Source organism: Bradyrhizobium sp. IC4059 (genome assembly GCF_020193615.1).
In the GTDB taxonomy this organism is placed as follows: Bacteria; Pseudomonadota; Alphaproteobacteria; order Rhizobiales; family Xanthobacteraceae; genus Bradyrhizobium; species Bradyrhizobium yuanmingense.
In genome coordinates this window covers 210,992-223,297 of the sequence record NZ_JADYVH010000008.1, presented here as the reverse complement: position 1 = coordinate 223,297, position 12,306 = coordinate 210,992, and the positions used below count along the sequence as shown (strand labels likewise).

Annotated in this window: 12 protein-coding genes; 9 read left to right on the top strand and 3 right to left on the bottom strand. The window is 59.5% G+C overall.

Annotated elements, in window-relative coordinates:
* Positions 1-651: 651 nt before the first annotated feature.
* On the top strand, positions 652-2,097 hold the full coding sequence (locus tag I6F12_RS25055) for a DUF1521 domain-containing protein (protein WP_225124634.1): 1,446 nt from the start codon (positions 652-654) through the stop codon (positions 2,095-2,097).
* Positions 2,098-2,761: 664 nt separating this feature from the next.
* Here the strand turns inward: I6F12_RS25055 and I6F12_RS25050 are convergent.
* The 3 genes from I6F12_RS25050 to I6F12_RS25040 all read right to left on the bottom strand — a co-directional run bounded on the left by I6F12_RS25050 (position 2,762) and on the right by I6F12_RS25040 (position 5,844).
* Positions 2,762-3,187: a hypothetical protein gene (locus I6F12_RS25050; protein WP_225114932.1), complete on the bottom strand. Its 426-nt coding sequence runs from the start codon at positions 3,185-3,187 to the stop codon at positions 2,762-2,764.
* Positions 3,188-3,976: 789 nt separating this feature from the next.
* Positions 3,977-4,843, bottom strand: a complete 867-nt coding sequence (locus I6F12_RS25045; protein WP_225124633.1) for a hypothetical protein — start codon at positions 4,841-4,843, stop codon at positions 3,977-3,979.
* A 305-nt stretch (positions 4,844-5,148) separates the two neighbouring features.
* The gene (locus I6F12_RS25040; protein ID WP_225157470.1) at positions 5,149-5,844 is read right to left on the bottom strand and encodes a nodulation protein NolW; all 696 of its coding nucleotides are present in this window, start codon (positions 5,842-5,844) and stop codon (positions 5,149-5,151) included.
* A gap of 173 nt (positions 5,845-6,017) precedes the next feature.
* Here I6F12_RS25040 and I6F12_RS25035 point away from each other — a divergent pair, with 173 nt between their 5' ends.
* From I6F12_RS25035 to sctR, 8 genes are read left to right on the top strand one after another with little or no spacing between them, the layout of a single operon-like run.
* Positions 6,018-6,530, top strand: a complete 513-nt coding sequence (locus tag I6F12_RS25035) for a nodulation protein NolB (protein ID WP_345944185.1) — start codon at positions 6,018-6,020, stop codon at positions 6,528-6,530.
* Positions 6,531-6,538: 8 nt separating this feature from the next.
* Positions 6,539-7,405: a type III secretion inner membrane ring lipoprotein SctJ gene (sctJ, locus tag I6F12_RS25030; RefSeq protein ID WP_275970535.1), complete on the top strand. Its 867-nt coding sequence runs from the start codon at positions 6,539-6,541 to the stop codon at positions 7,403-7,405.
* A gap of 11 nt (positions 7,406-7,416) precedes the next feature.
* On the top strand, positions 7,417-8,049 hold the full coding sequence (locus I6F12_RS25025; protein ID WP_036014837.1) for a hypothetical protein: 633 nt from the start codon (positions 7,417-7,419) through the stop codon (positions 8,047-8,049).
* Complete coding sequence (sctL, locus tag I6F12_RS25020) at positions 8,046-8,666, top strand: type III secretion system stator protein SctL (RefSeq protein WP_036014835.1); 621 nt, start codon at positions 8,046-8,048, stop codon at positions 8,664-8,666. Before I6F12_RS25025 ends, sctL begins: the two co-directional genes overlap by 4 nt.
* Positions 8,663-10,018: a type III secretion system ATPase SctN gene (sctN, locus tag I6F12_RS25015; protein ID WP_036014832.1), complete on the top strand. Its 1,356-nt coding sequence runs from the start codon at positions 8,663-8,665 to the stop codon at positions 10,016-10,018. Before sctL ends, sctN begins: the two co-directional genes overlap by 4 nt.
* On the top strand, positions 9,994-10,530 hold the full coding sequence (locus I6F12_RS25010) for a hypothetical protein (protein ID WP_036014830.1): 537 nt from the start codon (positions 9,994-9,996) through the stop codon (positions 10,528-10,530). The genes sctN and I6F12_RS25010 overlap by 25 nt, the downstream gene beginning before the upstream one ends.
* Entirely contained in the window at positions 10,527-11,648 is a 1,122-nt protein-coding gene (gene sctQ, locus I6F12_RS25005; RefSeq protein ID WP_036014828.1) for a type III secretion system cytoplasmic ring protein SctQ, read from the top strand. The genes I6F12_RS25010 and sctQ overlap by 4 nt, the downstream gene beginning before the upstream one ends.
* Positions 11,641-12,306, top strand: coding sequence for a type III secretion system export apparatus subunit SctR (sctR, locus tag I6F12_RS25000; RefSeq protein WP_036014825.1), 666 nt, complete (start codon positions 11,641-11,643; stop codon positions 12,304-12,306). The genes sctQ and sctR overlap by 8 nt, the downstream gene beginning before the upstream one ends.

The following is a 12,306-nucleotide window of genomic DNA, read 5'->3' as shown; positions in this document are numbered from 1 at the left end:
CAGGCGCGTGGCCTGCCGGATAGAGCGCGGAAGCGGGATAAGGTCATAGAGTTGTGCGGGTCTCAGTCCGCGCTTGACTCGCTTGGCTAACATGGGCGGCTTGCGAAAAGTCAGGTTCCGCGAAGATCCTAATGCCGGAGAGCCTGGTGCGCGCGCGTGCTCAACCGATGGATCGCTCCTCGCAGATGATGTGCACGACCGGCGGGAGCGCTGATTGCTCGGTGAGGATGGATGACTCGTTGATAACCGCAGACGTGGCGTATCGCGAAGACATAGGGGCACATCTGGTACCAGACGATTCTTGCGGACAGGAGCGTTGAAGCTTGCGATACAGCTTAGCGAAGGATGCGTCTCGCACATGCGATCGATGTCAAAGTGCGTGCGGCTTCGCTCGCTCATCGTCGTCAGCTTTTCGACAGGTATTCGGGCTACAGTCTTTGTGAGTTAAATGCGCGTGATGTGATCGTGCGGTTACCGTGGTGCGGCGAGAGGAAGATCTCATTAGGGCTGGTGGTTCTGGCAAGAGAAGCAGTCGTTCGTTCGGATGAGCTAATGGTGCGTTCTCATGCAAATCGAAGCTGCGTACCTTGGTTGACTATGCGTAGCGCTCGCAGTTTTACAGATTTCGTCTATGCAACAGGAGTAAACTAAATGCCGTATCTTCCCGTGGCCGGTCTTCCGGTGGTGGGCGCGCCCGACTCGATGAATGGAGTGGTGCCAGAAGGCGCGGTTGTCACTCCCGCCTTCAACGCCTTGTTGGGACAGTATGCTCCGGCGAGCTACCAGTACCTACCGGTAGCCTCACCAGCCCTCGTCAGTTCGGTCGCCGTTCCCGTCGTCGTGACGCCAGCCGTCGTTACGACCCAAGCGTACATGATGGCGCCTCCTCCTCCCACCATGCTGATGAGCCAGCTGAATCAAAATTCTGAGCCTGCTGTGGATCCGGTGTGGACGCATGAGGTCAAGGATGGCAAGGCCACGATCAACCTTGGGGACAAGTACACGATTACGGCCGATGAAAAGGATGGCACCTGGACAGTTCGCAACAACCAGACTGGTCATGTCACGGTAATTCATGGTGATCCCCACGTTGATGCCGACGGAGACGGCAAAGATGACTTCGATTTCAAAAAAGATATGACGTTTCAGCTCGACGACGGCACGAAAATTACTGTCAATAACGTCGACTACGGTAATGGTGAGGCCATCTCTTCAAAGCTTACCATTACGAACGGCCATAACGCGATGGTTGTCGAGGGGCTCGGCGACGACAAGGATGGCAAAAACAATCTAAGGGTGACGCAGTCCAATGCTGGTATGACGCTTGACGAGCTGACGTCCGATGGTGCCCAAACGATCCATGAGAGTGGCCAAGGCTGGGTCGATGGGGCCGGACGCGCGGTGAATCAGGCGAGCATCGATGCAGGCGAACAAGGGCGCGGGCCTGGTAACTACCAGTATGCAACCGCAGCGCCTGCCTCTACCGCCCCCGTCTTCTTCGTTCCTCCGCCGCCGCCGCCTCTTGCGATGGTGCCTGTTGCGGTCGCCCAGGCACCGACGCAGTCGTCTCAGCCGGCGCCAGTCTGGTCGCATGAGGTCAGGGGCAGCAGGGCCGAGATCAAGCTTGGTGATAAGTATTCGATGCTGGTGGACGAACGTGACGGAACGGTGCTCATTCGCAACAATCAAACGGGCAAGATCACAGCGATCCACGGCGACCCCCACGTCGATGCCGACGGTGACGGCAAGATCGATTTTGACTTCAAAAAGAACATGACCTTCCAGCTCGACGACGGCACGAAAATTACCATCGACACCGTTGATATCGGCAACGGCAAAACGATGGCCTCGAAGCTGACCATTACCAACGGCGACAATGCCATGGTCGTCGAAGGGCTTGGAGACCGCTTCGACGGTAAGAACAACCTTAAGGTGACGCAGTCAAATGCGGGCCGTACGCTTGATCAGCTGACTTCGGATGGAGCCCAGACGATTTATGAACAACCAGGCTCGGGCTGGGTCGATCGGTCTGGACGCCAGGTTAACCAGGCGATCATCGACAGCAATGAGAATCCAGGCACACCGTCGGACGCTTGAGTTGGCCGCAAGCCTGGCGAAGCGTTCTCAGCTTGTCGGGTAAGTCACTGAAGCGGGCGTTAGCGCCCGCTTTTCGTGTTCGGCGAGGCAGATGAAGATAGTAGGTGCGGCGGCGTATCGATCTGGATCGCCGCTCTCATCTCGCGATCGGGGCTGTCTAAGCTTGGGCGCCAATCGTACCGACAGACCAGCCATGACCTCACTGATCAGGTACCCGCAACATTTTTCGATGCTGGTCTCAGCGGTCCAGGAGCTGTGCTGGTATGCGCGCAGCGAGCGCCAAAGCTGCCGACTTTATGATCTCAGAGAGGGTCTCTCTGACGCCCAGTTTCGCGGGCGGCTGCAGAACCGATCCAGGACAGCCAACTGACGGAATTGATCATCAATGGGGAAGCGGTTGGTTCCGCTTGAAACCTGCTGACTGAAAAGCACTCGATGAATCCGCATCGAAGAGTGTGGCGTATGCCCGCCTAAGCTAGACGCTGCGGCGTCTTCCGAGAGTTCCCAGTGCGATCGGATTGCGACCGGCCGCACCGCCAACCTGGAGGATCACCTAAGACGCGTCTAGCGGCTGATTTGCCAAGTCGGCTGCTTCGCCCGGTCGTTCTCGGTTCGGCTTGCCTTCCGAAGAGTCTTCCCTGTGCGCGTCTGATAATCCGGGCCTTCACCCATCATCTAGCTCGCTCATAGCGTCATCCATATCTGACTGGGAATCGCTTATGACCTGGGTGGCGACGGCAACCAGAGCCTTTTCGAAGGCTCGCTGCAACAATGCTGCGGGCGAGTTGTCGCCGCCGTTCGCGGCGTTGTCGGTGTTTGTGCCAGCTTCTGGCGCCGTTGCTGCGATATCGGCTGTGCCTGTGTCCATGTCATAAAACCCAGATAGCGGCGGCGCCGCGAGATGACCTATTCCCGCCGTTCTAGCAGGGACAGCTTGCAAGAAGCTGACGAAGAGTGAGGCTGGATTAATGCTGTGATTCCTGCGCTCAGTGATCTCGGGTGGCTCCGCGCCTTTGGAGTTTGATGCGCAAAGGACGGTGCCGGTTCGAATCATTCGGCCGCTGTTGTCTCCAGGAACATCGGCGCGCATCGGTCCGGCTCCAGGCGCGACTGAGGGCCAGTGGATCGGATGGGCATCTGCGCTCGGCTGCCGTAGAGAGCTGGCCTCTGTCTCACGATACGAGCTAAAAAGCTATCGACGGAGGTGCGCCTTGCCCGCTTCTGAAACAGGCCATCGCGTGCAAGTGGCTGCTTTGGCCCGGCTGCAAAAAGGAGATGAGAGACCTTGGGGTGCCGAACAGAGTTTTCGCGGATCAATCCGTCGATCTCTGATGATCATGCTTTGGATGATCCGCGGGCATACGTCACTGAGAGCTGTTATCAGCAGGCCGTTACCGCCGGATGCTACAGTCCTCGGCTTGCGAATGATCAATCGTTCGCCAAGGAACGGCGGACAAGTGGCAGAGCAAGCACTTCGATGTTGAAGGGGCTCAGGGGGTCGGTCATACCCTGACTCTCCTGATCCGGAACGCCCTTACCCTCGTCTCGACGGCATGATCGTCTCGCGGTGCTCTTAAATCGCACCGTACTCGCGGGTCCGGCGCGCCAGACCTGATTTCGCAGCTAAATTGCGATGTTCTTCTCCGCGGGCCATTGTGTTCTCAGCGGACCATTGAGAACTGTTTCACGCATTCGGCTCGCGCGGTCTTTGATTTGGCCGCTACCCCTCGCGAGCTGGTCTGGCACTTAGGAGTGGCCGGAAAAGAGAAGGGTGGCCGCGAATACCCGCCGGCAAGCTCGCCTCTCACCAGGTGTCCTGCGATCTCTGAGTCTTTGTCGGCCCCGCGGAGATCGCCCTTCCGTTGCACGGCTGCAGCCGTTAGGGGATGGGCGGGCCTTCCGCATCTAGAGGTTGGTCTTGCCCTCCCTCTTCAGGCCAAAGGGTCGGATCTAGCGAAGGTGTGAGACGAATGAAGTCCTCCTCTCTCCATTCGGCCGTATGAGGCACGCCGAGAATGGCGAAAACTGTTGTCGGGTTGTCTTTGCTTGGCTTCACTCCGCTGCGCTCCAGCATGTCCATCTGAGCGCCGGTGGCTGTTTGAGGCGTAAACACCCAATAGTCCTTGGCGAGATGTCCGTCCCACATACGGAACTCGGAAAGTTCTGGCGGAGCTGCGGAAGACCCAGGTTGGGCTGGTCCCGCCTGCAATGGCCGGGCATGGGAGGGGCCGGCGTGCGACGGCTCACCCTGAAAAGGGGCGGTGTGCGATGGTCCTGCATGCGATGGGCCCGCTTGTGGCTCACTGTGCCGTGGCTCGGCATCAGACGGGTCGACATCCAGATTCTGCCATATCAGATCTTGATCGAAGCCGGGATGTTCCTCGATCGCCTGAGCGATGGTCTGCGGCGAGAGATGCTGCCCGCCGTTTTCCGGCTCAGGCGCGGCGACAGCCGCAGGCGCGGCATTTAGATTATCCTGCCAACCCGAGTCTGGCGAATGGGGATGCGCTAAATCTTCGTAAGGCGGATACAGGTGTCCGGTATCAAAGTATGGAGAGTAGGGATGGCCCGCGTCCAGATAGGCTGAATAAGCCTCGCCCTGCAGCAGTGGATGGACGACGCCCTGCGCCAAAGCGGGAGCCTGTGCGTCGCTGAGCTGCCGGTCGAATTCGGTTGCATCTGAAGCCGTCCGTGCTGCGTCGGGCTCCGGGCTCGTATTCGCCGGGGCGACTGCATTGAAATCCACCCTGTTCCTCCTTCCAACTGATGACGCGCATCGAGTTACGCGAAGCCTCGGCTAGCTCGGAAGCACACGTGCGGAGGCCCACATTGATTTTTAATACTCGCGCCGCCTGCAAAGACAGCACTACCTAATTTCCCTTGAGCGCCTGGTCTCTGATCCCTCTATCAGGGTTGCCCCAAGCAAGGCAGCCGTCCAGACCTCGCAGGCTCATGCTGGGGACCGTAGCTTTCGAAAAGCTGACGATCGGATGAATATAGGCGTACGCCGGACGGACCGACTTTGCTCGGCGCGGTTTTGCATCTTCGACCTCACTTCTGGCCTGGACCGGTTTCGCGCAAAGTGCCCTCATGGTGCGGCGTTTCGGGAGAACCTTCCGGCCGCCCGTCTCGCAAGACCGTGCTCGAGGAACCGCGAAACAACATCAAAACCGACTCGCGTTGTGGCCTCTCGGCTGCGGCGGGGCCGCGCCGGGCCTGCGCTTCCGCCACAAGGCCTTTAAGGGTCTGGTCCACTAGCGCAACAAATCGGGGTGGGCCAGAAGCAAGGATGAGGCCCTCTCCCGGAGCCGGTTTCACGATATAGCGCTCATCCGAGATGTTGAGCGCGTGGAGGGCGGAGGTGAACGCATCGAAGCTGATCGGGTTCAATACGATGAGCCGGCTTTGCGCCTCGTGGGCGGCGGAGATGTAAAGGACGAGCCCGTCGTAATACCACTGAAGATTGTACAGGGCAGTCAAACGATCAAGGAATTCTCGTGGCGGCAGGTCCGGCATTCGTCCGCGAATCCGGCCCTTGACCTCGGCGCTGACATTGACCCTGATATTGAGATTGTTGCCGAACTCCTGCAGCGCCGCAGGAAGATCCTGATCGAGAACAGTGTAGCTATAAGGGGCGGACGGCAGCGAAAGGGATGCAGCAGACGAGCGCATTATCCCGATACAGACAAAAACGCCGGCACAAAGAATTCTTTTTAGATTATGTACGATCGTGGATCGCGCGAGCATTCCCGGACGCCTTCCGCTCATCATCAAGTTGGAGTTTGGTCCTAGCTCTGAAAGCGAAAAGTGATCTTTAGATGACGTAGTCAGACCGATCTCCGTCAGGTTTTCGTCAGCTCGCCAGCCTATGAACTTGATCGGTTCATCGGTTAACGCCTAGGTCTCACCACACGAGCACAATGACTCATTCCATGTTGTTAGGCGCAGGGCCGATCTCTCCCAGTTCTGCCGACTGTCTTTCCAGTGCCTGCTCGCCCGCAGCTGCTGGCGAGCAGGCGGGCTTTGAGCAGTCCCTAGCGCAAGTATCTGCAAATCAGGGATCTGCTCTCCCGCCTGCGGATCGGCCCGTAGCGGCTTCGCCGATATTGGAGGTCCAGCGCACGAATGTGCTGGCAAGTCCGCCGGGTGACCGAATCCTCCAAACCCTTTCCAGTATGTACCAGGGCCGCGCCGTTCCTCCGGCGGTTGCGTCGGCTGCCGTGACTAATGTGCAGCCTGGACCGGCTACGCAGCCGCTTTTGCAGACGGATAACGTCGGTGCACATGTGGATGTTAAACCGGTTGGAGCCGATTTTGAGTCGATGATGACGAATCTGCGAGACGTATACAGGGACGTTATTCAGGTTTCCCTCGTCTCTAAGGGCACCAGCGCTGTCAGCTCGTCGCTAAACAAGCTGCTATCGGCCGGCTGAGTAAGCTGATGACTGGCGATATGAAGAGGGCTAGCTGTGGCGGCCGTCAATCGTGGCGGCGGCTTCGCATGTGTCTCGCGATGCCCCTTCTCCTCTCGCTGATCGGCTGTAAGGCTGATCTCTACACCAAAATTCAGGAGCGCGAGGCTAATGAGATGCTCGCGCTTCTCCTTAGCAAGGGCGTTGATGCTGTCCGTGTTGTCGCCAAGGACGGGACCAGTACAATCCAGGTCGAGGAAAAGCAGCTCGCTTATTCGATTGACCTGCTAAATGTCGAGGGGTTGCCGCGCCAATCCTTCAAGAATCTCGGCGAGGTGTTCAAGGGATCGGGCCTCGTTGCCTCGCCGATCGAGGAGCGGGCACGTTACGTTTATGCTCTAAGCGAAGAATTGTCGCGCACGATCAGCGATATAGATGGCGTCCTTTCAGCACGCGTCCACGTCGTTCTGCCGAAGAACGACTTGTTGCGACAAGATGCGACCCCGTCCTCCGCCTCGGTCTTCATTCGCCATGGCTCCAGCGCGAAGCTCTCGGCACTGTTGCCGCAGATCAAGATGCTCGTCGCAAACAGCATTGAAGGCCTGTCCTATGACAAGGTCGCGGTCGTCTTCGTGCCGGTCGAGCGCGCTCCAATCGAGCAGTCCGCCGCGCCGGTAGTTCCTGCGGCTCAGTCAGCAAGAGCGGGCTCAGCCCCGTTACTTGCGCTTGCTGTGGGAGGCGCCGGAGCGCTATTCGGCATCGTATCTTGCGTATTGCTGGGCCCGCGCATGCGTCAGTTTGGACGATCATCGCGCAACCTGAGCGTGTTTGGTAGGGGCTCGCGTGTGTCTGCTGAGCAGGAGTCGGACAAAAAGTTGATTGCTGATGCGACATAGTCTGGACGCTCATGTCGGCATCAATGTCATCCACAAAACCCAATCGTTCGTTCACGCTCCCAGCCGATCGGCTGCGCGAGCTCGCTGCCTCGGTCGATCCCGGTCGTTTTGCTGGGCTTCTTGACCCGCTGCTTTCGCCTTCCACGTTGGCTCGGCTACAGCAGAGTTCCAGGCTGCAGCCAAGGCTCGCCGAACTGCTGCTGGGCGGCAAGGTCGAGGTGAGCTGCGCCGACTGGAACGAAGATGCTCTCCTGGGGCATGAGCCGCGGCGGGCTGCGCTGCTCGCGGGCAGCATCTGGCATGCACGCTCTATCCTCAAGCTGGTTTCCAGGCACGATCTGCCGATATTGGTGGAGTTGATCGGTGCAGAATCGCATGCTTTCGCAGTCCGGCATTTATCCAGTGCCGTCGCAACGACCCCGATCGTCGATCCAGAGCAATTGTCGCGACAGATCGAATATGACGGGCACGCTTGTCTCGGCGCCTGGCTCGAAGAGACTTCATCGGTTGGTCGTATCCGCGTGCTTCTACGCTTGCCTGTTGGGACGGCCGCCGAGAGTCCGACTGCTGAACACCGTAGCGCAGCAGGCCCGCTGCTTTCCCTCGTCGTGGCGCATTTGCGTGCAGAGGCTGCCGGAGCATGATGGCCGATGATCCCGCATCACCCGCGGCCCCGCAGATTCGGCCACTTGGACCGCTGATCCCAGCTGCGCAGCTTGAGATCTGGCACGATGCCGTACGGGCGCGAGCCGCTGCCGAGCGGCATCTGCAGCGGGTGCGCGGGTGGGCACGCCAGGCTTATGAGCGGGAAAGGGCGCGGGGCCGCGCCGAGGGTGCAAAGGCTGGCGCAGAGGAAATGGCGCGGCTGATTGCGCAGGCGACTTGTGAACTGGCCCAGCGCAAGGCAGCTCTGGAGCGGGAATTGCCGCAACTGGTCTTCGAGATCGTTCGCGATCTGCTTGGCGCGTTTGACCCGGGTGAGCTGCTGGTCCACGGCGTTCGTCATGCCATCGAGCAAAGATATAAGAACACGGAGGTTTGCCTCCACGTCTCCCCACTGAAGGCCGACCTGCTAGCCAGTGAGTTCAAGGACTATGACGGACTTGAGGGCCGGCCGAAGGTCAGGATTGAGGCGGATCCGGCCCTGAGTGCGGACCAATGTGTCTTGTGGAGCGAGTTTGGCAATGTCGATCTTGGACTTGCCGCGCAGCTGCGCGCGCTGCGTCTCGGGTTTGGCTTGTCAGAGGAAGCTGAATCGTGACCGGGCAACGAGCGACCCATGATGCCGAGGCCGCAGAAGGAAGTGTAGAGGCCGCACTCTCGTCCTTGAGATCTTCCGCCAGGCACATCGATACACGCGCCGTCCGCGGCCGGATCACGCGGGCGGTGGGCACGCTGCTGCACGCCGTCTTGCCGGAGGCCCGGGTCGGAGAGCTATGCCTATTGCAGGATCCTCGTAGCGGATGGTCGCTCGAGGCGGAGGTGATCGGCCTGTTGCCGGACGGGGTGTTACTCACGCCCATCGGGGACATGGTGGGGCTGTCCAATCGTGCGGAGGTGGTGACGACCGGGCGAATGCAGGAAGTGGCTGTCGGCCCCGGTTTGCTCGGCCGCGTCATCGACAGTTTTGGCCGACCGCTCGACGGCAAGGGCCCGATAAAAGCCGGCGAAGCCAGACCGCTGCGCGGCAGGGCGCCCAATCCGATGAAACGGCGCGGAATTGAACAGCCGTTCCCGCTAGGCGTTCGTGTCCTGGATGGCCTTCTGACATGTGGAGAAGGTCAGCGGATCGGAATCTATGGTGATGCGGGTTGCGGCAAGTCGACGCTGATGTCGCAAATTGTAAGAGGCGCGGCGGCCGACGTCACCATCGTTGCGCTGATCGGTGAGCGCGGTCGAGAGGTGCGTGAATTCATCGAACGTCATCTTGGCGAAGCCCTTCACCGTTCCGTCGTTGTGGTGGAGACCTCCGACCGTTCGGCGATGGAGCGGGCCCAATGCGCCCACATGGCGACAGCACTGGCGGAATATTTTCGTGATCAGGGCCTTCGCGTCGTTTTGATGATGGATTCTTTGACGCGCTTTAGCCGCGCCATGCGTGAAATCGGCCTCGCCGCAGGAGAGCCGCCGACCCGGCGCGGATTTCCGCCCTCCGTTTTTGCGCTGTTGCCGGGCTTGTTGGAGCGCGCCGGCATGGGCGAGCATGGCTCCATTACGGCCTTCTATACGGTGCTTGTCGAGGGTGATGGCACGGGCGATCCAATAGCGGAAGAATCACGCGGCATCCTTGATGGCCACATTATTCTGTCCCGCGCGCTGGCCTCTCGAGAGCATTTTCCGGCTATCGATGTGCTGTCTAGCCGCAGCCGTGTCATGGATGCGATCGTGTCGGTGCCGCATCGCAAGGCGGCATCCTTCTTCCGTGATCTGCTCTCACGCTACGCTGAGGCCGAGTTTTTGATCAAGGTCGGTGAATACAAGCAAGGTTCTGATCCGTTGACCGATCGAGCAATCGCCTCGATCGAGCAGCTGCGGGCCTTTTTGCGCCAGGGGCAGGGTGAGGCGTGCAGCTTTGAGGAGACGGTCGCATGGATATCGCGTCTGACGGCCTAAGTCCCGTTCACGCCTCAAAGCTGCGGCTGGTAAAGGACATGCGGGAACGAAGCGCCCTTCGTGAATTGTCCAACATGGAAGCCAAGCGCCACCTCGCGATTCAAGCTGTCCAACAAGCGTGCGAGCATCTTGCACATGCCGAAGAGCGCCGCGCAAAGGTCGAGGCGGAGCTCTATCGGGAGATGCTAGCGGCCGATGCGATATCTGTATGCGAACTGCAGCGACGCTATCATCTCATCATCGGGCGACTCACAGACGAGATCACAGCGGCGCAGTGCGTTCTTGACAAGGCCCGTGCTGCCCAAGAGCAAGCTGAGGCTGCGGCTCTTGAGGCCCGAGCCGTTTGGACCAAGCGTTCAGCGGCGAGCCAGAAATGGCGTGAGATCGATTACGACGTTCGGCGCATCACGAATGCACATTTCGAGGCTGCCGCCGAAATCGAAGCCGATGATGAAGTCTTGCTCCGCTACCGGCGAGGCCGATCAGGGCAGACGGGAGGTGAGCCAACATGATTGCAGATCCTCTCCCGCGCGAGCTAGGGGCCTGCGACGCGGAAGCCGCATCCGCGCCATATCGGCCGGCTGAACGCGCAGCCTTCACGCCGACGCTGATCCTCTCGCACGCCGTGACCTCGTGGCTTAACGAGATCGCAGCGTTGCGTGCGCCTCTGCAAACCCTCCTCGGCGAGAAGCCGCTATCTGTGCGCGTGAGCCGAACCGTCTGGCAGGCGGAGCCGGCTGCGACGTCGATGCTTGATTGCGTCTTCGAAGTAAATGGTGAAACCCTGATCCTGTCCTTGCCAGTTGCGCTTGCGGAAGCGCTGATTGGGACCGTGCAGGATGGCCTTACCTTACCTTCTGAGCCGACGCGTTCGCTGGTCCTGGAACTTGCGCTGGAACCCTTGCTTGCTCCGCTGGAAAGAATGACGCAGCGCAATCTGCAGCTTGTTCGCACCGAGGAAGCGCCGAATACGAGGCCTTATCTTGAATTTGACGTCGCCTTTGGTGAGCTCGCCAGCAAGGCGCGGCTGCTTCTATTCTCACCGCTTGACGGTCCCGTTCCGCCGGCCTTCACCGCCCTCGGCGAGCTGCTCGGCCGATTACCGCGACAGACGGCCAAGCTGCCTTCCGAACTCCCGGTCATCGTTGCAGGCCAAGTCGGTTCGCTTCGCGTCGCGATGGGCGTTCTTCGCCGAGCAGAGCAAGGCGACGCGCTGCTCCCGGACGTAATTCCACTCGCGCGAGGACAGATTATTCTCGCTGCAGACCGATTGTGGGCCCCTGCAGAGATTGGCGGCGACAGGCTGGTGCTGCGAGGACCATTCCGCTTGCGATCCCACCCCCTAACAAGTGAAGATATGATGCCCCAAAACCAGGTGCAACAGCAGCCTCCGTCAGAGGCGGATATCGACAGCATCGAGATCACACTCATATTCGAATGTGGCCGCTGGCCGATGCCCTTGGGGACCTTGCGAACCCTCAACGAAGGCCACGTGTTCGAACTTGGCCGGCCTCTGGATGGGCCGGTTGATATCCTTGCCAACGGCCAACGTATCGGCCGGGGCGACATCGTGCGGATCGGGGACGAGCTGGCCGTCAGGCTGCGCGGCAGGTTGGCGCTTAATGACTGAGGTTCAACCCAGCATCCTTGCGCTTCTTGCGATTACCGTCGGCCTTGGCCTGCTGGCCTTTGCTGTCGTGACAACGACCGCCTTTATCAAGGTCTCGGTTGTTCTCTTCCTCGTGCGCAATGCGCTGGGGACTCAATCGATACCGCCGAACATCGTCCTCTACGGAGCGGCACTGATCCTGACCGTCTTCATCAGCGCTCCGGTCTTCGAGCAGACCTATAACCGCCTTACCGATCCGCAACTTCGCTACCAAAGTTTCGATGACTGGGTGACTGCCGCCAAGGAGGGACAGGAGCCGCTCCGAGCTCATCTGAAGAAATTCACGAATGAAGAGCAACGCCGCTTCTTCCTGTCCTCAACGGAACACGTCTGGTCTGAGGACATGCGCGGCAGCGTCACGGCAGATGATTTTGCGATTCTCGTGCCGTCGTTTTTAATCTCCGAACTCAAGCGTGGATTCGAAATCGGTTTTCTTCTCTATCTTCCCTTCATCACGATCGATCTCATTGTAACGACGATTTTGATGGCCATGGGTATGTCGATGGTATCCCCCACGGTGATATCTGTCCCCTTCAAGCTCTTTTTGTTCGTCACGATCGACGGCTGGTCACGTCTCATGCACGGGCTGGTATTAAGCTACACGACCCCAGGAGGTTGA

Excerpts from the sequence above, each read along its gene's own strand:
- I6F12_RS25055 (WP_225124634.1), top strand. The coding sequence starts at position 652 with ATGCCGTATCTTCCCGTGGCCGGTCTTCCGGTGGTGGGCGCGCCCGAC.
- I6F12_RS25050 (WP_225114932.1), bottom strand. The coding sequence starts at position 3,187 with ATGCGCGCCGATGTTCCTGGAGACAACAGCGGCCGAATGATTCGAACC.
- I6F12_RS25040 (WP_225157470.1), bottom strand. The coding sequence starts at position 5,844 with ATGCTCGCGCGATCCACGATCGTACATAATCTAAAAAGAATTCTTTGT.
- I6F12_RS25035 (WP_345944185.1), top strand. The coding sequence starts at position 6,018 with ATGACTCATTCCATGTTGTTAGGCGCAGGGCCGATCTCTCCCAGTTCT.
- sctJ (WP_275970535.1), top strand. The coding sequence starts at position 6,539 with ATGACTGGCGATATGAAGAGGGCTAGCTGTGGCGGCCGTCAATCGTGG.
- I6F12_RS25025 (WP_036014837.1), top strand. The coding sequence starts at position 7,417 with ATGTCGGCATCAATGTCATCCACAAAACCCAATCGTTCGTTCACGCTC.
- sctL (WP_036014835.1), top strand. The coding sequence starts at position 8,046 with ATGATGGCCGATGATCCCGCATCACCCGCGGCCCCGCAGATTCGGCCA.
- I6F12_RS25010 (WP_036014830.1), top strand. The coding sequence starts at position 9,994 with ATGGATATCGCGTCTGACGGCCTAAGTCCCGTTCACGCCTCAAAGCTG.
- sctQ (WP_036014828.1), top strand. The coding sequence starts at position 10,527 with ATGATTGCAGATCCTCTCCCGCGCGAGCTAGGGGCCTGCGACGCGGAA.
- sctR (WP_036014825.1), top strand. The coding sequence starts at position 11,641 with ATGACTGAGGTTCAACCCAGCATCCTTGCGCTTCTTGCGATTACCGTC.